This window comes from Bradyrhizobium sp. HKCCYLS2038 (assembly GCF_051167655.1).
Classification (GTDB): domain Bacteria; phylum Pseudomonadota; class Alphaproteobacteria; order Rhizobiales; family Xanthobacteraceae; genus Bradyrhizobium.
The window spans coordinates 129377-147017 of the sequence record NZ_JBNPTM010000001.1; the positions used below are offsets into that span (position 1 = coordinate 129377).

A 17641-nucleotide genomic window follows, 5' to 3' on the forward strand; every position below is an offset into this window, starting at 1 on the left:
GAGATATGGCGTTAACGTTGCGGGCGCAACGCAATATTCGGCGCGCGGCAGGCCGCCCCCGCATGATACATTGCCCTCATGGACGTGATCGATCTGCGAAATTTCTATTCGGGTCGCCTCGGGATCGTCGCGCGGCTCCTGATCAACCGCGGCATCCGCGCGCGCTGGCCGAGCGCGACCGGGCAGCGCGTGCTCGGCATCGGTTATCCGACGCCTTATCTCGGCCTGTTCCGGGAAGACTCCGAACGCTGCATCGCCTTCATGCCGGCCGCACAGGGCGTGCTGAAATGGCCGACCGCGCGGCCGACGCTGGCTTCGCTGGTTGACGAGTTCTCATTGCCGCTGCCGGATTCCGCTGTCGACCGTATTCTCATCGTGCACGCGCTCGAAATGTCGGATGATCCGGCCGGGCTGCTGCGCGAAGTCTGGCGGGTGCTGGCGCCGGCAGGGCGCGTGATCATCGTGATCCCCAACCGGCGCGGCGTCTGGACGCGGACCGACAACACCCCATTCGGCCATGGCCGGCCGTATTCGCGCTCGCAGATCACCCAGCTGCTGCGCCAGACCTGGTTCACGCCGAGCGCCTGGGGCGAGGCGCTGTTCATGCCGCCGGTCGGCGGCTGGTTCCTGAAATCGGCGATGGCCTGGGAACGCGTCGGCGCGGCGCTGTCGCTGCCCTTTGCCGGCGTGCATATCGTCGAGGCGACCAAACAGGTCTACCGCGTCATTCCTGCGCGCCGCGAGCGCATCCGGCTAATTCCGCGCCTCGAGCCGGTGCTGGCACCGTCGCCATCGACGCAGGGATCGAATCGGCGGGGCGCGGCGCTGCCGGCCGCCCATGGCCATGGCGACATCGCGAACTGAGCGGCTCACCGCCGGCGGCGGAAGCTCGCCCGATCCGTCGTAAGCGCAGAGCAGGTTCGCAAACAAAAAAGGGTGGGCTCGACGCCCACCCTTTCGATCCTACTGATCGTCAAGATCACTCGCCCGGATTGAGATCCTCGCTCGGGGCCGGCGCTGCTGCGGCAGCCTCGGAACGCGGGCCGTGCGGCCGCCGGCGGCGGCGCGGATAGCGCTCGCCACCGCCCTCGAAGGCGGCAGGCGGGTTGGCGATCTGCGGCTGCGGACCGGTGATGAAGGAGGGCAGGCGGTCGACGCCGCTGTCGGCGATCACGGGCTGCGGTTGCGGCTGCGGCTGATATTGTGCCGGCTGCGGCCGCTCGCGATGCTCTCGGGGCTCGCGAGGTTCACGATGCTCGCGCGGTTCACGATGCTCCCGCGGTTCGCGTTGCTCCCGGGGCTCGCGATGTTCACGCGGCTCACGATGTTCGCGGGCTTCGCGGTGCTCGCGCGGCTGCTGCTGATCGCGCTGATAGGGCTGCTGATTGTCGCCGCGTTCGCGCTGCCCGCCCTCGCGGTCGCGCATGAAGGGCTGGGGCTGCTGCTGGGGCTGAACGAAGCCCGGCTCCTGGCCGAAATTCGAGAAGCTCTCGCCGTCATCCTCGAGGTCGTCGACGGTCAGGTCATCGGTGGCGCGCGGCTGCTGCGGCTGGTTCTGACGGAACTGCTCCTGGGCGGCCGCGATCAGGCGGAAATAGTGCTCGGCGTGCTGGTAGTAGTTCTCGGCGGCGACGGGATCACCCGAGGAGCGCGCATCGCGGGCAAGCTGGACGTATTTCTCGGCGACATGAGAGGCGGTGCCGCGGATCTTGATGTCCGGCCCGTTGGACTCGAACACCCTGGTCAGCGGATTCTGGCCGCGCCGGTTATTATTATTGTTATTACCGTTGTTACGGTTGCGCATCCGCTTGTTGTTCTGACCGTTTCTCATGTCCTGCCTTTATTCCAACCCTGCGTTAGGAGCACTGATTGTCACAGCACTGATTGTCGTCGGAGTACCAATGCCGTATTGAAATACCGTTTCGCGACCCGCGCGCCCTGCGCGTGGTCCACTGGACCAGTCCGAACCCATGCCAGTTGCGGCATGCCGGTCTTGGCCGATGTCGATGTGATCGACAGCCGAATCTCTCGACAAAAGCGCGTTCAAAACGCGTTCCCCACCCACCAGCCCTTCCGGCCGGCGAACCACGTCATTCAGCCAGCCACGGCGGTGTGCGCCACGACGGACCCAGTTTGCTTAGCGTAAGACCTCAAGTGCAAAGTCAGGCTTTCGTTCGCTTTGCAGTCGTAGGCTGCGCAGCCATCCGGCTCTCGCGCTCGACAGATCTGCGTTCTGGAACCAATCGCCCGGCGCGGCTCTCTGGCATTGGTCCGCGGCGGTGTTCCGTGAATACCGCTCGGCGGGGCCTGCGCCGGTGCTATGAGCGGAACGTAGTCGCTCCCGGGGGATATTCCAAGAGCTTTTTCTGCAAGTGCCGGCCTTTACCGGCGCTTTTTTAGAGCCATGACGGCTCTTGGAATACCGCCCAGATCGGCCCGAATCGACGCCGAATCGGCTGCCAGTCCGGCCTCTGCCATGAGCGTGGCGACATCGTCGCTCTGTCCCAGCCCCACCTCCACGATGAGAGCGCCGCCGGGTTGAAGCAGGTCGGCCGCCTGCGGAACCAGCGCGCGATAGGCCACGAGTCCATCATCGCCGCCGTCGAGCGCCCGGCGCGGATCATGGGCGCGCACGTCGATGGAGAGACCGGCGATGTCGGCCGATGGGATGTAGGGCGGGTTGGAGACGATCAGGTCGAACGGCGCTTGCAGCGCGCTCGCATAGGAGCAGGCGACGAAGCCGGCGCGGTCGCCGAGCCCGAGGAACCGCGCGTTGTCGCGGGCCGTTGCGAGCGCGGCGCTGCTGATGTCCGTGCCGACGCCGGTGGCCTGTGGCAGCTCGGACAGCAGCGCCAGCAGGATGGCGCCCGAGCCGGTGCCGAGATCGGCGATGCGCAACGGCCGTGTCAGCGCGCCGCCGGCGGCGAGATGGTCCAGCGCCAGTTCGACCACGGTCTCGGTGTCCGGCCGCGGCACCAGCGTGTCGACTGATAGCCGCAGCTCGAGGCCCCAGAATTCCTTGGCGCCGAGAATCCGGGCGACGGGCTCGCCGGCCAGCCGGCGCTGCGCCAGCGCAGCCAGACGTTCCGCGTCGTCATGGGAGAGCCGTCGCTTGCCGTGCGTCACGAGACCGGTGAGATCGAACTGCAGTGCGTGGCCAACCAGCAGCCGCGCATCGAGCTCGGGCGAATCGAGGCCGCCGGCCTCGAAGCGAGCTGCGAGCGCGCGTCGCGCCGCATCGATCGTTGCGCCGGCGACGATCTCGGTCATCGCGCAAGCTCTCTCCACGGGTCATCCCCGCGAACGCGGGGATCCATACGCCGTGCCGTTGCGGGACGGGAGGTTGGAGTTGCCGTATCGGCCAACCACTGCTGCCGGTGGTTATGGGTCCCTGCGTTCGCAGGGACGACACCGACGGTGCCGCGCCGGGATCGCATCGCCTCTGGCAATGCGTACACGCGCATCACGCCGCAGCGCCCTGCGCGGCGAGCTGCGCCGCCTGGTGCTCGGTCGTCAGCGCGTCGATCAATTCTCCCAGCGCTTCGCCCGCGATCACCTGCGGCAGCTTGTAGAGCGTCAGGTTGATGCGGTGGTCGGTGACGCGCCCTTGCGGGAAATTGTAGGTGCGGATGCGCTCGGAGCGATCGCCGGAGCCGACCTTCTCCTTGCGCTCGGCGGAGCGCGCAGCGTCCACCTTCTGCTGCTCGGCGTCGTAGATGCGCGAGCGCAAAATGTTCATCGCCGAGGCCCGGTTCTTATGCTGCGAGCGGCTGTCCTGCATCATCACCACGATCCCGGTCGGAATGTGGGTGATGCGGATCGCCGATTCGGTCTTGTTGACGTGCTGGCCGCCGGCGCCTTGCGCGCGCATGGTCTCGATGCGCAGATCGTCCTGCTTGATGTCGACGTCGACATCCTCGACCTCCGGCAGCACGGCCACCGTCGCGGCCGAGGTGTGGATGCGCCCTTGTGTCTCCGTGTCGGGCACGCGCTGCACGCGGTGCACGCCGGATTCGAATTTCAGCTTGGCGAAGGCGCCGCGGCCCTGCACTTCGGCGATGATTTCCTTGTAGCCGCCGACGGTTCCTTCGGAGGCCGAGATCACCTCGACCTTCCAGCCCTGCAGGGCGGCGAAGCGCTCGTACATCCGGAACAGATCGCCGGCGAACAGCGAGGCCTCGTCGCCGCCGGTGCCGGCGCGGATTTCGAGCACGACGTTGCGGTCGTCCATCGCGTCCTTCGGCAACAGCGCGACACGGATCTTCTGCTCCAGCTCGCCGCGGCGCGCGACCAGATCGTCGCGCTCGGCCTCGGCCATTCCACGCATCTCGGCATCGGTCTCGGGATCTGCGATCAGCGCCTCGGTATCGGCGAGCTCCTTGACGCCTGCGCGATAGGCCTTCACCGCGTCGATCAGCGGATTGAGCTCGGCGAGCTCGCGGGTGATCTGCACGTAGCGGTCGGAATTGACCTGGCCGAGCAGCTCAGCCTCGAGCGAGGCGTGATGCGCGAGCAGAACGTCCAGTTTGGCTTCGGGAAGCGACGACATGATGCAATCTGATGTAGGAGCAAACGATACGGACGGAAGACGCTCGGCGTGCGACAAGCCCGCTACAGCGCGAGGCCTTCGCTCTCGGCGAACTCGGTCAGCTTCTGCCGCATCGAGTGGCTGCCGGCCGGCGCCGCCAGCCACTCGGCCATCTTGGCTTCCGCCTTGGCGGCGTCGAGCTCGAGGATCATCGCCTTGACCGGGCCGTGCGCGGTCGCCGACAGCGACAGCGAGCGGTAGCCCAGCGCAATCAGCGCCAGCGCGCCGATCGGCTTGGAGGCCATCTCGCCGCACAGCGACACCGAGCGCTTCGCCGCCTTGGCCTTGCACACGATCTCCCGCAGCGCGCGCAGGATCGGCGTCGACAGCGTGTCGAAGCGCTCGGACACCTTGGCGTTGCCGCGGTCGACCGCGAACAGGAACTGGAACAGGTCGTTGGAGCCGACCGAAATGAAATCGACCTTCGCGAGCAGCTCGTCCATCTGATAGAGCAGCGCCGGGACCTCGAGCATGGTGCCGACGTCGACGCGCTCCGGCAGCGTGTGGCCGTGCTGGCGTAAGTATGTCAGTTCGCGCTCGACGATGGCCTTCGCGGTGTCGAACTCGGCGACCTCCGAGATCATCGGGAACATGATGCGCAGCGAACGGCCGCCGCCGGCGCGCAGCAGCGCCCTGATCTGGCCGCGCAGCAGGCCCGGACGATCGAGCCCGAGGCGGATCGCGCGCCAGCCGAGCGCCGGATTTTCCTCGATCACGGTCTCCATGTAGGGCAGCGCCTTGTCGCCGCCGATGTCGAGTGTCCGGAACGTGACAGGCTTCGTACCGGCCGCGTCGAGGACCGTACGATACAGCGCGAGCTGGTCGCTGGAGCGCGGCAGGCTGGCCGACACCATGAACTGCAGCTCGGTGCGGAACAGGCCGATGCCGGCGCTGCCGGTGTCCTCGATGTGCGGCAGGTCGATGACCAGGCCGGCATTGATCATCAGCTCGATCGGCTGGCCGTCCTTGGTCTTGCAGGGCTTGTTGCGCAGCTCGCTGTACTGCGCCTGGCGGCGGGCGCGGAAGCGCACCCGCTCGGCATAGGCGGATTCGATCTCGGCGGACGGCCGCACATAGATCGAGCCGGAGGTGCCGTCGACGATGATGGCATCGCCGGGATCGGCGATGCCGGGCGCGTTCGGCACCTCGCCGACGGCGGGAATGCCGAGCGCTCGCGCCACGATGGCGACGTGCGAGTTGGCGGTGCCTTCCTCCAGCACCAGGCCGCGCAGCCGCTTGCGGTCGTAGTCGAGCAGCGCGGCCGGCCCCATCGCGCGGGCGATCAGGATGGCGTTGTCGGGCAGATGCTCGCGGCTCGGCGCGTGATCCTGGCCGACAAGCTGGCGCAGCAGCCGATAGCCGAGATCCTCGAGGTCGTGCAGCCGCTCGCGCAAATAAGGATCGGTCGAGCGCAGCATGCGCGCGCGGGTGTCGGACTGCACGCGCTCGACGGCGGCCTCGGCGGTGAGGCCGGTGGCGACGGCTTCGTGCAGCTTGTGCGACCAGCCCTGGTCGTTGGCGAACATCCGATACGCTTCGAGCACCTCGCGATGCTCGCCGCCGTCGGCGACGTCGCCGCGCTCCAGCATGCGATCGAGGTCGGCGCGCAGCTTCGCCAGCGCGGCGTCGAGCCGCTTGATCTCCTTGGGCAGGTCCTCGGCGATGTAGTTGTTGACGACGACGCGCGGCTCGTGGAGCACGACATGGCCGAGCGCGATGCCGTCCGACAGCACCGCGCCGGTCTTGTGCACCGAATGGCGCACCGCCGGCTCGGCGCCGGGCTGCGCCAGCGCTGCGAGCTCGCCGGAGGCGATCATCTCGGCGAGCACCATCGCGGTGGTCTGCAGCGCCTCGACCTCTTCCTCGACATAGGTGCGCTTGGCGCGGTTCTGCACCACCAGCACGCCGAGCGTGTTGCCGGCGCGCAGGATCGGGACGCCGAGGAAAGAGTGGTAGATTTCTTCGCCGGTCTCCGGACGGTAGGAGAAGGCCGGGTGATTCTGCGCGTCGCTCAGGTTGAGCGGCGTGGCCTCGCTGGCGACGAGGCCGACCAGGCCTTCATGTGCGCTCAGCACCGTCATGTGCACGGCGTCGCGGTTCAGACCTTCGGTGGCGTAGAGCTCAAGCGTGTTGTCGACGCGCAGCACATAGACCGAGCAGACCTCCGCGACCATGTTGGCCGCGATCAGCACCACGATCTTGTCGAGCCGCTCCTGTGCCGAGACCTGCTCCGCCATGGTCTCGCGAAGCCGTCTGAGCAAGACGCGGGGGCCTCCCGACGTGCTTCGCATGTGGCACAATCCCCCTTCCTGGGACCAACCCGGCGTTCGGCCGGACTGGCGCTAAAGTCGCGAAATCGAACAGCTTTCTTGATTCGTCACCTTCGCACGCCGAGGCTGCCGGGTCGAATCAGGACAACCAACACTGGAGCACAATTTCGCGGCAGCCATCCTGCGAGGCGTATAGCGAATTAGGGCTTGTTTTGCCAAGCAAAACGCCTGCCACTGCAGCCGGCGTCAACGGCTTTCGCGCACGTCTGCGCGATGTCCCGCTGTTACGAAACGGGACATCGCCAGCTCCGGAGGAGAATTTCCTAGGCCTGGTCGAGTCCGTAGAGCGTATGCAGCGTCCGGACGGCCAGTTCGGTATAGGCGGCATCGATCAGCACCGAGAACTTGATCTCGGAGGTCGTGATCGCGCGGATGTTGATGTTGCGGGCGGCCAGCGCCGCGAATCCCTTGGCGGCGACGCCGGCATGGCTGCGCATGCCCGAGCCGATCACCGAGACCTTGGACACGTCGGTCGCGGTGTCCAGGCGCTGGTAGCCGATCTTGTCCTTGGCCGCCGTGATGGTCTCGCGAGCCCGGTTATAATCGGTCGCCGGCACCGTGAAGGTCAGGTCGGTGGTCTTGCCATCCTCGGAGACGTTCTGGACGATCATGTCGACGTTGATGTTGGCATCCGCCAGCGGCCCGAAGATCGAGGCCGCAACGCCCGGCTTGTCCTCGATCTGGCGGACCGAGATCTGGGCCTCGTCCTTGGAGAAGGCGATACCGGTGACGACATGATTTTCCATGATTTGTTCCTCGCTGCAGATCAGCGTTCCCGGCGGCTGGTTGGCATGCGGATCGATATCCTCGGGTTTGTCGAACGAGGAGCGGACGAAGATCGGCATGTTGTGGACCATGCCCAGTTCCACCGAGCGGACCTGCAGCACCTTGGCGCCCTGGGACGCCAGCTCCAGCATGTCCTCGAAGGCGATCTTGTCGAGCCGCTTGGCCTTCGGCACCACCCGGGGATCGGTGGTATAGACGCCGTCGACGTCAGTATAGATGTCGCAGCGGTCGGCCTTGATGGCGGCGGCGATGGCCACCGCGGAGGTATCCGAGCCACCGCGCCCGAGCGTGGTGATTCGGCCCGTGTCGGCGTTGATGCCCTGGAAGCCGGCGATGACCGCGACCTCCTTGCGTTCCTGAAAGCGCTTGATCAGCTCGGAGCCGTCGATGTCGACGATTCGCGCCGAGGCATGGGCGTCGCTGGTCTTGATCGGGATCTGCCAGCCCTGCCAGGAGCGGGCCTGGATGCCCATGCTCTGCAGCACGATCGCAAGCAGGCCGGACGTCACCTGCTCGCCCGAGGCCACCACGGCGTCGTATTCGCGCGCATCATGCATCGGCGAGGCTTCGGTGCACCAGGCCACCAGCTCGTTGGTCTTGCCGGACATCGCCGAGACCACGACGGCGACCTCATGACCGGCATCCACCTCGCGCTTGACGTGGCGCGCGACGTTGCGGATGCGGTCGATGTTGGCGACGGAGGTGCCGCCGAATTTCAGCACGAGGCGACCCATGACGACGCGCTCATTCCCATCAGGAGGATAAGTTGACCGGTCCAGCGCGAAACCGGAGGCGCGCCAGCCGAAACGCGCGTATACATAGCGCCGCGGCCGGGGGCAAGACGGTTCCTATTGGTGATGGGGTGGGGTAGAGGCGGAGTATGGCGCGTTACATCGACGAAATCCTGCAACCCGGCGAGAAGGTGCTGTATTCGACCAATGCGCACTGGATGTTCTACCTCCCCGCCATCGGCGCCTGGATCGTTGCGTTCGGGCTCGTCCTGCTGTCGCGCATGACCGTCAACGACAATCTGACCATGCTGTGCCTGGCCACCGCTGCGGTGATCGCGGCGGTCGCGCTGTACTGGACGGTCCGGGCCTGGTTCCACCGCCTGACCACCGAGACGGATGTCACCAACCGCCGCGTGGTCCACAAGACCGGTTTCATCCGCCGGCGTACCTTCGAGATGGCGCTCGACAAGGTCGAGAGTGTCGACGTCAACCAGACCATCATGGGACGGATTCTCAATTACGGGGACGTCACCATCCTGGGCGTGGGCGAGGGCAAGGAAACCATCACCACCATCGCGGAGCCGCTGGCGTTCCGGAACGCCATCACGGTGCGTTAGCCGTCCGACGGCCCGTCAGGTCCCATCATTGAGTATTCAGCGATGACAATGCCTCAGGATTCCCGCAGCTCCTCCGTTCCCCCGGGCTCGACCGTCGATCCGGCCGAGATCGCCAAGTTCTCGAAACTGTCCGAGACCTGGTGGGACCCCAAGGGCAAGATGGCGCCGCTGCACAAGATCAACCCGCTGCGCCTCACCTACATCCGCGATGCCGCCTGCCGGAAGTTCGAGCGCAACGCCAAGAGCCTCAACTGTCTCTCCGGCTTGCGGATGCTCGACATCGGCTGCGGCGCGGGCCTGTTGTGCGAACCGTTCACGCGGCTGGGCGCGCAGGTCGTCGGCGTCGACCCCTCGGCCAGCAACATCGCCGCCGCCAAGCTCCATGCGGAGAAGGGCCACCTCTCGATCGACTACCGCTGCACCACCATCGAGGAGATGGACGCGCGCGAGCGCTTCGACATCGTGCTGGCGATGGAGGTGGTCGAGCACGTCACCGACGTCAGCGCCTTCCTCGGCCGCTGCGCCGCGGTGCTGAAGCCCGGCGGCATGATGGTGGTCTCGACCCTCAACCGCAACTGGAAGAGTTTTGCACTCGCCATCGTCGGCGCCGAATACGTGCTGCGCTGGCTGCCGCGCGGCACCCATGAATGGAGCAAGTTCGTCACGCCTGACGAGTTGACCAAATACCTGCTCGACAACCGCCTCGTCATCACCGAGCAGAGCGGCGTCGTCTACAGCCCCTTCGCCGACCGCTGGAGCCTGTCCACCGACATGGACGTGAACTACATGATGGTGGCGGAGCAGATGGTGTAGCGGGAGCTTTGGCTTGGGTTTGCCAAAGCTGTTCTCGCTTATCATCCCAACACGGTCTGCAATCCTGACATGCGGCTGAACCTTCGTCTGCGCTGTTGACCCGGCGCGCGGCGCTCGCCACGGTGCACCCCTCACCGTCGCGCAGTTTCCCCCATGCTCTCCATCACCTCGCTCTGGATCCCCTTCACGCTGGTCGCTGCCGCCGGCCAGGTCGCGCGCAATGCGATGCAGCGGTCGTTGACGGCCAAGCTCGGCACCTGGGGCGCGACCAATATCCGCTTCCTGTTCGGGTTTCCGTTCTCGCTGGTGTTCCTAACGGTGGTGCTGCTGGCGACCGGTGACCGGCTGCCATGGCCGTCGGCGAGTTTCTGGCCGTGGCTGCTGCTCGGCGCGCTCAGCCAGATCGTCGCCACCGGGCTGATGCTGCTGGCGATGACTGATCGCTCGTTCGTGGTCACCACGGCCTATCTGAAGACCGAGGCGATCCAGACCGCGATCTTCGGCTTCATCTTTCTCGGCGACCCCTTGTCGATCCCGAAGGTGGTCGCGATCCTGATCGCCACCATCGGCGTCGTCATCACCGCGCTGAGGCCGGGCGGCGAAAAGAGTTTCGCCGAGTTGAAGCCGACCGTGACGGGGCTGGTCGCGGCGGCGGCGTTCGCGCTGTCGGCGGTCGGCTTTCGCGGCGCGATCATCACCGTCGAGGGCGTGTCCTTCGTGACCGCGGCGTCGACCACGCTGGTGTGGGGGCTGTTCGTGCAGACGGCGATCCTCTCGGTCTATCTGCTGGCGCGCGCGCCGAACATCCTGCGCGGAATTCTCTCGCTGTGGCGGCCGTCGATGATGGCCGGCTTCGTCGGCGCGTTCGCCTCGCAGTTCTGGTTCCTGGCCTTCGCGCTCACCGCCGCTGCGAACGTTCGCACCTTGGCGCTGGTCGAGGTGCTGTTCGCGCAAGCCGTGTCGTACTACTCGTTCAAGCAGTCGGCCTCGCTGCGCGAGATCGGCGGCATCGCGCTGATCGTCGCCGGCGTGGCGCTGCTGATCGCGCTGTAGTCAGCCCTTGATGGCGATCAGCACGGCGCCGCAGGCAATCAACGCGATGCCGATCCAGCCCTGCGGCGAGGGCCGCTCGCCGAGGAAGACGACGCCGAACAGCGCGACCAGGACGACGCTGAGCTTGTCGATCGGCGCGACCAAGGTCGCCGGTCCGAGCTTCAAGGCGCGGAAGTAGCACAGCCACGAGGCGCCGGTGCCGAGCGCCGACAGCGTCAGGAAGATCCAGCTCCTGGTCGAGATCGGACCGGGGCTGGTGAGCTGGCCGGTCGCGAACAGGATCATCGCCAAGGTCACCAGCACGATCGCGGTCCGGATCAGCGTGGCGAGATCGGAGTTGAGACCTTCGACGCCGACCTTGGCGAAGATCGCGGTGAGCGCGGCGAACAGCGCCGACAACAACGCCCAGAGCTGCCAGGAGGAGGAGAGGGGGGACATTGTCAGCTCCCGGAGGAAAATTGCATCTCAGGGCTCGTCCGCAGTTTAAGTCCAGACATTTCAACCGTCATTGCGAGCGCAGCGAAGCAATCCAGAGTCCCGTGCGCAGCCCTGGATTGCTTCGCTGCGCTCGCAATGACGGAGAATGCTGCGAGAGTTTGCTTCCAAGTCACGCGGCTTCGTGATCTGGGACGCGATCATTCCGGATCGTCAATTCCGGTCGTCCGGCAGCACCGGGATCGGGGCGACCTCGATGCCTTCCTCGATCAGCTCGCGGGCCTCGTCGAGCGACGCCTCACCATAGATCGGCCGGTGCTCGGTCTCGCCGTAATGCATCTTGCGCGCTTCGGTCGGGAAGCGCTCGCCGACGTCGTCGGCGGTCTTGACGATGTGGTCGCGCAGTTCCTTGAGCTTTGCGCGCAGCTCGCGCTCTTGCGCCATCAGCAGCGACGTCGGTCCGGGTGGAATGACCTCTTGCGCTGGAGGTGGCGCCGGAGTGGCTGCGGGCACCGGTGTCGCCTCGCGTCCCTTCTTGCTGACGATGCGCGGCGCCATGATGGCCTTCTCGACCTTGGTCGAGCCGCAGGACGGGCATTCCACCAGCTTGCGCTTGACCTGGGAGTCATAGGCCGAAGAGCTCGCAAACCAGCTCTCGAACGTATGGTCTCGCTCGCAGCGCAGCGCGTAGCGGATCATGCCGAACCCCGCACCAGGTGCAGATGGTCGGGGCCAGCCTTGGGATCGGCGATGCCGAAGCGGCGCCCGTGCTGCAGCGAGGGAATGGTCTGGCGCACGCTCTCGACGCGCGCGGGATCGATGCGCGCCACGATCACACCTGGCTCGACGCCGCCCTCGGCGAGGATCTCTCCCCAGGGATCGATGATCAGCGAATGGCCGAAGGTCTCGCGCTTGTTCTCGTGCAGGCCGCATTGCGCGGCGGCAAACACGAAGCAGCCGGTCTCGATGGCGCGGGCGCGCAGCAGCGTGTGCCAATGCGCCTCGCCGGTCTTGCGGGTGAACGCGGAGGGGACGCTGATGAACGAGGCGCCGCTCTCGGCGAGCGCGCGATACAGCGCTGGGAAGCGGACGTCGTAGCAGATCGTCAGTCCCAGCCGGCCCCACGGCAGATCCGAGATCACCGCCGTCTCGCCCGGTTGATAGTTGGCCGACTCGCGATAGCTCTCACCGCCCGGCAGGTCGATGTCGAACATGTGGATCTTGTCGTAGCTCGCCAGCACGTTGCCGTCGGGCCCGATCAGGAACGACCGGTTCACCGCCTTCTCGGCCGAGAAGCGCAGCGCCAGCGATCCGATATGCAGATGGATGTTCAGCTCCTTGGCCAGAGCGCGGTAGGCCTTCAGCGAGGGATCGTCCTCCTCGCTCTTGAGCTGCGCGAACAGCGCCGTCCGGTTGAGCTGCATCATGTTGCTCACTTCCGGCGTCTGGACGTATTGCGCGCCTTGCGCGACCGCTTCCCGAATCAGCCTAGTGCCCTGCTCGAGGCTCGGCTCGGGCAAGAGCGAGGTGCGCATCTGCACCATGGCGGCGGTAAAGCTGCGGTCGTTGCTCATGATGTCGCCTTGTCTCCAGCCAGCATGGCGTCGAGCCTGCCCTCGCGGTCGAGCGCATAGAGATCGTCGCAGCCGCCGACATGGGCGTTGCCGATGAAGATCTGCGGAAAGGTGGAGCCCGGCCCGACGCGGTCGTACATCTTCTGCCGGATGGTCGGATCCTTGCCCGCATCGTGCTCCGTGAACGGAACGTTCTTGCGGGTCAGGAGCGATTTGGCGGCGGTGCAGTAGCCGCACCCGGGACGCGTGTAGATTTCGATCGCAGCGGTCATGTCGCGCTCAGCTGTTACGGTGCGTCGGATTATATGGTGGCGCGCGGGGTATCGACAACCCGGGCAAAGACCAGCACGCTCACCTCGGCTGCCTTGGCGCGCAGCAGGGCACGGGCGCAGGCGTCCACCGTCGCGCCGGTGGTGAGAACGTCGTCGACCAGCACGATGCGGCGTCCCTGGACCGTGTGCAGGCGGTCAGCTGATACCTGGAATGCGCCCTGCACATTGCTGGCCCGCTGCGCCCGCGACAGCCCGACCTGCTGCTCGGTGGCGCGAACCCGGCGCAGCGTATCGCCGCTGAGGCCGACGCCGCTAGCGCGGGCGATCACCCGCGCCAGTGCGCCGGACTGGTTGTAGCGGCGGCTGAAGCCGCGCTGCCAATGCAGCGGCACCGGCACCAGCAGGTCGGCGTCGGCCAACAGCTCGCGGCCGGCGCGGGCCATCCAGCGGCCCATGATCGGCGCCAGATCGGTGCGGTCCTGATATTTCAGCGCATGCACCAGCGTGCCCGCGACCTCGTCATAGCGCACGGCGGCCCGTGCCCTGGCATAGGCCGGGGGCGCCGCGATCGCTTCCATCGACAGCAGCTCGGGGCCGGGATCGTAGACGAAGGGGATGCCGAGCTTGGGGCAGTAGGGCCGCTCGATGAACGACAATTTGCCCCAGCAGGCCGCGCACACGCCCTCGCCGTCGACCGGTTCGCGACAGGAGATGCACAGGGTGGGGAGCGCAATGTCGAGCGCGAGCTTGGCGACGTGGGCGCAGGCGCTGTGGAGCGACCCGAAGGCCGAGCGCACCGGATCAGGCAAGGAGATCATGGTGCTCCCCGAGGATCGCGCGCGCCGATCTGCTCCGGACGCCATGGCCATTGATGATCGCATCATAGGCCGCGCGCATCTGCCGGGCGGCCTGCTCCGGTCGCACGGCACCGATCCCTGTGCCCATGCCTGGCACCAGCAGAGATGAGATCGGCGTCGGGGTCGTTCTGTTGTGTGCCAGCACCGCGATGAGCGCCGCGCGAAATGCGAGATAGACATTGGCCGTATCGTCGATGCGTGACGGCACGCGCATGGTCGGAGCACAGACCAGGAAGCGGGGGACGGGATGTCCGGTGGCGACGATGATCGCCTGACCGACCGCAAGCTCGCCGTAATGGTGCTCGGCGATCACGTCGCGTAACGTGGTCTGGAGCTCCCAGCCGAAGTGGCGCACATAGTGCAGATCGATACCGCCATCCATGAATCCGAAGCTGTTGGCCGGGCTGACGATGGCGTCTGCGGATTGCTCCAGGATGCTGCCGTGGGAGATGTGCACGCCTGCAACGTCGCCGAACGCGACACGCCACGCATCGACCACCTCGTTGCTGATGTCGCGAAGGTGAACCGTGAGCATGATCGCAATCGACCCGGGCGCCGAGCGCCAAATTTCGGCTCGACCATCATAGGTTAGCGTGGCTCTGCAGCCGGCTCAAGCGACGCATTGCCCGGCCACCGGGATCGTCGTAACCAGCCGCGATGACCCAGTCTTCCAGCGCCCCCGTTCTGTTCGATCGTTCCCTGCTCGGCCTCAGGCAGCGGCGGGCTGCGCGTTCGCCCGAGACCTTCCTGCTGGAGCGTGCTGCCGAAGATCTCGGGGATCGCCTCGCCGCGGTGAACCGATCCTTCGACGGTGCCGCGGATATCTGGACGCCGGGCGCCGGATTGAAACCGTATCTGGTCGGACAGGTTGCGCAGCTGGTGCATCTTGCTGCGCCCGACGCGGCCGCCGAGACGCTGCCGCTGGCGCCGCAATCGCTCGATCTGGCGCTGTCAGCGCTGGCGTTTCAGTTCGTCAACGATCTCCCGGGTCTGCTCGTGCAGATCCGGCGTGCTCTCCGTCCGGATGGCTTGCTGCTCGCGGCGATGATCGGCGGCGATACGCTCACTGAGCTCCGGCAATCCTTCGCGGCCGCCGAGGCCGAATGCGAGGGCGGCGTGTCGCCGCGCGTGGCGCCGTTCGCCGATCTGCGCGATGTCGGCGGCCTGTTGCAGCGGGCCGGCTTTGCGCTGCCGGTCACCGATGTCGACCGTGTCGTCGTCCGCTATGCCAGCGCGTTCGGCCTGATGCAGGACCTGCGCCGCATGGGCGCGGCCAACAGCCTGGTCGAGCGCCGCCGCATGCCGCTGCGTCGCGCCACTTTGCTGCGCATGGCGGAAATCTATGCCAAACGTTTCGCCGACCCCGATGGCCGCATCCGGGCCACCTTCGACATCATCTGGATGTCCGGCTGGGCGCCGCATGAGAGCCAGCAGAAGCCGTTGAAGCCGGGCTCGGCGACGGCGAGTTTGGAGGCGGCGGTGAAGCGCACTCCGTATTCCAAAACGGATGAGTAACTACCATCGTCATCGCCGGGCTCGACCCGGCGATCCATCCTCTTTTTCGAAGGATGATGGATGCGCGGGCCTTCGCCGCGCCGAAGGGGCTACGGCCCCGCAGGCGGGTCAAGCCCGCGCATGACGAGAGAGGGTGTGGGAAGCGTCGCGCCTCACATCAACAGATCGATCAGATGCGGCAGCAGCGGAATGTCCGCGGGCGGCATCGGATAGTCGCGCAGCTTGTTGGGGCGCACCCAGGCGAGCTGCTGGCCTTCGCGCGCGGAGACCACGCCTTCCCAACGGCGGCAGATGTAGAGCGGCATCAGCAGATGAAACGTCTCATAGGCGTGGCTCGCAAAGGTCAGCGGCGCCAGGCACGCCTCGCGCACGGTGATTCCGAGCTCCTCGTCGAGCTCGCGGATCAGGCTGGCCTCCGGCCGCTCGCCGGGCTCGAGCTTGCCGCCGGGAAATTCCCAGAGTCCGGCGAGCGTCTTGCCGGGCGGCCGCTGCGCCAGCAGCACGCGATTGTCGGCGTCGACGAGGGCGCAGGCGACGACGAGGGTCAGCTTGAGGTCAGGCATGGCTTCACGGGTGACGAAATTTATCGAGCGTTAACCCATTCGCGCGATCCCCGCAAATCCACGGAACTCGACGGAACGGTATGGAACTGGGGCAAGCGACCCTTAAGTGGTTCGATTGTACTCTGGTTCCCTGTTCTCACCGGGGTCATTCGATGCGCTGGCTGTTCGATCATCTCCGCCGCTTTCGCCGCGATCAGCGTGGCAACATCGCGATCACCTTTGCCATCGCCTGCGTGCCACTGCTGGCCTTCATCGGCGCCGGTGTCGACTACTCGATGGCCAACAGGTTGCGGACCAAGCTGCAGATGGCCGTCGACGAAGCCGTGCTGGCGGGCGTCGCCGCCGGCAAGGCGGCACTCGATTCCGGGGCGAACCAGTCGGCCGCGATCGCAAAGGCCAACGCCGCAGCAAGCGCGTTTTTCAGCGGCAATACCGAGGGCATGAGCGCAACGCCGACCCTGACCTTCACGGTCAGCGGCCGCAAGCTCTCGGGTGTCGGATCCGCGAGCAGCGCGATGAACACCTCCTTCATGCGCATCGCCGGTCTCCCGACGATGCAACTGTCCGCCCAATCCAAATCGTCGGCCACGATGCAGCCCTATATGAACGTCTATCTGCTGGTCGACATTTCATCGTCCATGCTGCTGCCCGCCACGCAGGCCGGCATCACCCAGATGAACAACGGGACCGGCTGCACTCTCGCTTGCCACGATACGACCGACGGCACGGATTCCTACAGCTATGCGCTGAAGAACAACGTGCTGCTGCGCTATCAGGTGGTCAATCAGGGCGTGCAGAACCTTCTCACCTACCTGAATGGCAGCTCCGTCTATAAGACCTACGTCAAGGTCGGACTGTGGTCGTTCGACAATCAGCTGACCCAGATGTCGCCGCTGACCTCCAACTTCACCTCGGTCGGCAACAATTTTCCGGCGCCGGGTCTCGCCTACAACGATGCCGCGGCGGCCACGCCGTTCGACAGCCTGATCGACAGCTTCGTCTCCACCGTCGGCACCGGCGGCGACGGCAGCACCTCGGCTTCGCCGATGAAGATGGTCATCATCGCGACCGACGGCGTCAACGATCCGACGCGGGCCTGGACCTCGCAGACCTCGCTGCGCTCGCAGGTGCGGGTGTTCAACACCGGTTTCTGCACCACGCTGACCAGGAATTCCGTGACGATCGCCATCATCAATACGCCCTATTACCCGATGCCCTGGGACTGGGGATACAAGGCGACGCTCGGCCAGCCGGGCAGCCTCGGCGGCGCCACGCGCGTCGATGACATCCCGATCGCGCTGAAGGCCTGCGCCGGCGACAACTTCCTGGCCGCCTCCGACGTCGCCACGATTCAGAATTCGTTTACCTATCTGTTCAACAAGGCGGCGCCGGTCCGGCTCACCAACTGACGATCCGCATCCGAGCAGGCGCTATTCGGGCGCCCGCCGGTGCCGTTAACGCGCGCTTAACTGCAGCCGCATCGATCCGGGTTTCCACGGAGCGGCTA

At 66.2% G+C, this 17641-nt stretch carries 18 protein-coding genes; 6 read left to right on the forward strand and 12 right to left on the reverse strand.

The window, feature by feature from the left end:
- Window positions 1–78: 78 nt before the first annotated feature.
- Entirely contained in the window at window positions 79–864 is a 786-nt protein-coding gene (locus ACQR1I_RS00605) for a class I SAM-dependent methyltransferase (RefSeq protein WP_434865260.1), read from the forward strand.
- Window positions 865–979: 115 nt separating this feature from the next.
- Here the strand turns inward: ACQR1I_RS00605 and ACQR1I_RS00610 are convergent, their stop codons facing one another.
- The 5 genes from ACQR1I_RS00610 to ACQR1I_RS00630 form a co-directional block, all read right to left on the reverse strand.
- Window positions 980–1831: a DUF4167 domain-containing protein gene (locus ACQR1I_RS00610; RefSeq protein ID WP_434865261.1), complete on the reverse strand. Its 852-nt coding sequence runs from the start codon at window positions 1829–1831 to the stop codon at window positions 980–982.
- 551 nt (window positions 1832–2382) lie between these two features.
- The gene (prmC, locus tag ACQR1I_RS00615; RefSeq protein ID WP_434865262.1) at window positions 2383–3270 is read right to left on the reverse strand and encodes a peptide chain release factor N(5)-glutamine methyltransferase; all 888 of its coding nucleotides are present in this window, start codon (window positions 3268–3270) and stop codon (window positions 2383–2385) included.
- Between the two features lie 193 nt (window positions 3271–3463).
- Window positions 3464–4549 carry a peptide chain release factor 1 gene (prfA, locus tag ACQR1I_RS00620; protein ID WP_434865263.1) on the reverse strand — a complete coding sequence of 362 codons (1086 nt, stop codon included), beginning with the start codon at window positions 4547–4549 and terminating at the stop codon, window positions 3464–3466.
- Between the two features lie 62 nt (window positions 4550–4611).
- Window positions 4612–6879 (reverse strand): phosphoenolpyruvate--protein phosphotransferase, encoded by a 2268-nt coding sequence (gene ptsP / locus ACQR1I_RS00625; protein ID WP_434865264.1) that lies wholly within the window; start codon window positions 6877–6879, stop codon window positions 4612–4614.
- Between the two features lie 302 nt (window positions 6880–7181).
- Window positions 7182–8438, reverse strand: a complete 1257-nt coding sequence (locus ACQR1I_RS00630; RefSeq protein ID WP_434865265.1) for an aspartate kinase — start codon at window positions 8436–8438, stop codon at window positions 7182–7184.
- A 146-nt stretch (window positions 8439–8584) separates the two neighbouring features.
- Between ACQR1I_RS00630 and ACQR1I_RS00635 the strand changes: the two genes are divergently transcribed.
- From ACQR1I_RS00635 to ACQR1I_RS00645, 3 genes are all read left to right on the forward strand, one after another.
- Window positions 8585–9052 (forward strand): PH domain-containing protein, encoded by a 468-nt coding sequence (locus ACQR1I_RS00635; RefSeq protein WP_434865266.1) that lies wholly within the window; start codon window positions 8585–8587, stop codon window positions 9050–9052.
- 48 nt (window positions 9053–9100) lie between these two features.
- The gene (ubiG, locus tag ACQR1I_RS00640; protein WP_434865873.1) at window positions 9101–9865 is read left to right on the forward strand and encodes a bifunctional 2-polyprenyl-6-hydroxyphenol methylase/3-demethylubiquinol 3-O-methyltransferase UbiG; all 765 of its coding nucleotides are present in this window, start codon (window positions 9101–9103) and stop codon (window positions 9863–9865) included.
- Between the two features lie 153 nt (window positions 9866–10018).
- On the forward strand, window positions 10019–10918 hold the full coding sequence (locus ACQR1I_RS00645; RefSeq protein ID WP_434865267.1) for an EamA family transporter: 900 nt from the start codon (window positions 10019–10021) through the stop codon (window positions 10916–10918).
- Here ACQR1I_RS00645 and ACQR1I_RS00650 read toward each other — a convergent pair whose 3' ends face one another.
- The 6 genes from ACQR1I_RS00650 to ACQR1I_RS00675 form a co-directional block, all read right to left on the reverse strand.
- Window positions 10919–11356 carry an EamA family transporter gene (locus ACQR1I_RS00650; protein WP_434865268.1) on the reverse strand — a complete coding sequence of 146 codons (438 nt, stop codon included), beginning with the start codon at window positions 11354–11356 and terminating at the stop codon, window positions 10919–10921.
- A gap of 210 nt (window positions 11357–11566) precedes the next feature.
- The gene (locus ACQR1I_RS00655) at window positions 11567–12052 is read right to left on the reverse strand and encodes a DUF1178 family protein (RefSeq protein ID WP_434865269.1); all 486 of its coding nucleotides are present in this window, start codon (window positions 12050–12052) and stop codon (window positions 11567–11569) included.
- Window positions 12049–12927: a carbon-nitrogen hydrolase family protein gene (locus ACQR1I_RS00660; protein ID WP_434865270.1), complete on the reverse strand. Its 879-nt coding sequence runs from the start codon at window positions 12925–12927 to the stop codon at window positions 12049–12051. The genes ACQR1I_RS00655 and ACQR1I_RS00660 overlap by 4 nt, the downstream gene beginning before the upstream one ends.
- Window positions 12924–13199: a glutaredoxin 3 gene (grxC, locus tag ACQR1I_RS00665; protein WP_434865271.1), complete on the reverse strand. Its 276-nt coding sequence runs from the start codon at window positions 13197–13199 to the stop codon at window positions 12924–12926. The genes ACQR1I_RS00660 and grxC overlap by 4 nt, the downstream gene beginning before the upstream one ends.
- 29 nt (window positions 13200–13228) lie before the next feature.
- A complete protein-coding gene (locus tag ACQR1I_RS00670) occupies window positions 13229–14017 on the reverse strand; it encodes a ComF family protein (RefSeq protein WP_434865272.1) in 789 nt (262 codons plus the stop codon).
- A complete protein-coding gene (locus ACQR1I_RS00675; protein ID WP_434865273.1) occupies window positions 14001–14591 on the reverse strand; it encodes a macro domain-containing protein in 591 nt (196 codons plus the stop codon). Before ACQR1I_RS00675 ends, ACQR1I_RS00670 begins: the two co-directional genes overlap by 17 nt.
- Before the next feature lie 122 nt (window positions 14592–14713).
- Between ACQR1I_RS00675 and ACQR1I_RS00680 the strand changes: the two genes are divergently transcribed.
- A complete protein-coding gene (locus tag ACQR1I_RS00680) occupies window positions 14714–15571 on the forward strand; it encodes a methyltransferase domain-containing protein (protein ID WP_434865274.1) in 858 nt (285 codons plus the stop codon).
- A 152-nt stretch (window positions 15572–15723) separates the two neighbouring features.
- Here the strand turns inward: ACQR1I_RS00680 and ACQR1I_RS00685 are convergent, their stop codons facing one another.
- Window positions 15724–16134: a (deoxy)nucleoside triphosphate pyrophosphohydrolase gene (locus tag ACQR1I_RS00685; protein WP_434865275.1), complete on the reverse strand. Its 411-nt coding sequence runs from the start codon at window positions 16132–16134 to the stop codon at window positions 15724–15726.
- A gap of 152 nt (window positions 16135–16286) precedes the next feature.
- Here ACQR1I_RS00685 and ACQR1I_RS00690 point away from each other — a divergent pair, with 152 nt between their 5' ends.
- Entirely contained in the window at window positions 16287–17543 is a 1257-nt protein-coding gene (locus ACQR1I_RS00690) for a TadE/TadG family type IV pilus assembly protein (protein WP_434865276.1), read from the forward strand.
- Window positions 17544–17641: the final 98 nt, after the last annotated feature.

Coding starts and splice junctions, on each gene's coding strand:
- ACQR1I_RS00660 (WP_434865270.1), bottom strand. CDS start 12,927: ATGAGCAACGACCGCAGCTTTACCGCCGCCATGGTGCAGATGCGCACC.
- grxC (WP_434865271.1), bottom strand. CDS start 13,199: ATGACCGCTGCGATCGAAATCTACACGCGTCCCGGGTGCGGCTACTGC.
- ACQR1I_RS00670 (WP_434865272.1), bottom strand. CDS start 14,017: ATGATCTCCTTGCCTGATCCGGTGCGCTCGGCCTTCGGGTCGCTCCAC.
- ACQR1I_RS00655 (WP_434865269.1), bottom strand. CDS start 12,052: ATGATCCGCTACGCGCTGCGCTGCGAGCGAGACCATACGTTCGAGAGC.
- ptsP (WP_434865264.1), bottom strand. CDS start 6,879: ATGCGAAGCACGTCGGGAGGCCCCCGCGTCTTGCTCAGACGGCTTCGC.
- ACQR1I_RS00645 (WP_434865267.1), top strand. CDS start 10,019: ATGCTCTCCATCACCTCGCTCTGGATCCCCTTCACGCTGGTCGCTGCC.
- ACQR1I_RS00690 (WP_434865276.1), top strand. CDS start 16,287: ATGCGCTGGCTGTTCGATCATCTCCGCCGCTTTCGCCGCGATCAGCGT.
- ACQR1I_RS00685 (WP_434865275.1), bottom strand. CDS start 16,134: ATGCCTGACCTCAAGCTGACCCTCGTCGTCGCCTGCGCCCTCGTCGAC.
- ACQR1I_RS00630 (WP_434865265.1), bottom strand. CDS start 8,438: ATGGGTCGCCTCGTGCTGAAATTCGGCGGCACCTCCGTCGCCAACATC.
- ACQR1I_RS00635 (WP_434865266.1), top strand. CDS start 8,585: ATGGCGCGTTACATCGACGAAATCCTGCAACCCGGCGAGAAGGTGCTG.
- ACQR1I_RS00605 (WP_434865260.1), top strand. CDS start 79: ATGGACGTGATCGATCTGCGAAATTTCTATTCGGGTCGCCTCGGGATC.
- ACQR1I_RS00675 (WP_434865273.1), bottom strand. CDS start 14,591: ATGCTCACGGTTCACCTTCGCGACATCAGCAACGAGGTGGTCGATGCG.
- ACQR1I_RS00650 (WP_434865268.1), bottom strand. CDS start 11,356: ATGTCCCCCCTCTCCTCCTCCTGGCAGCTCTGGGCGTTGTTGTCGGCG.
- prfA (WP_434865263.1), bottom strand. CDS start 4,549: ATGTCGTCGCTTCCCGAAGCCAAACTGGACGTTCTGCTCGCGCATCAC.
- prmC (WP_434865262.1), bottom strand. CDS start 3,270: ATGACCGAGATCGTCGCCGGCGCAACGATCGATGCGGCGCGACGCGCG.
- ACQR1I_RS00680 (WP_434865274.1), top strand. CDS start 14,714: ATGACCCAGTCTTCCAGCGCCCCCGTTCTGTTCGATCGTTCCCTGCTC.
- ACQR1I_RS00610 (WP_434865261.1), bottom strand. CDS start 1,831: ATGAGAAACGGTCAGAACAACAAGCGGATGCGCAACCGTAACAACGGT.
- ubiG (WP_434865873.1), top strand. CDS start 9,101: ATGCCTCAGGATTCCCGCAGCTCCTCCGTTCCCCCGGGCTCGACCGTC.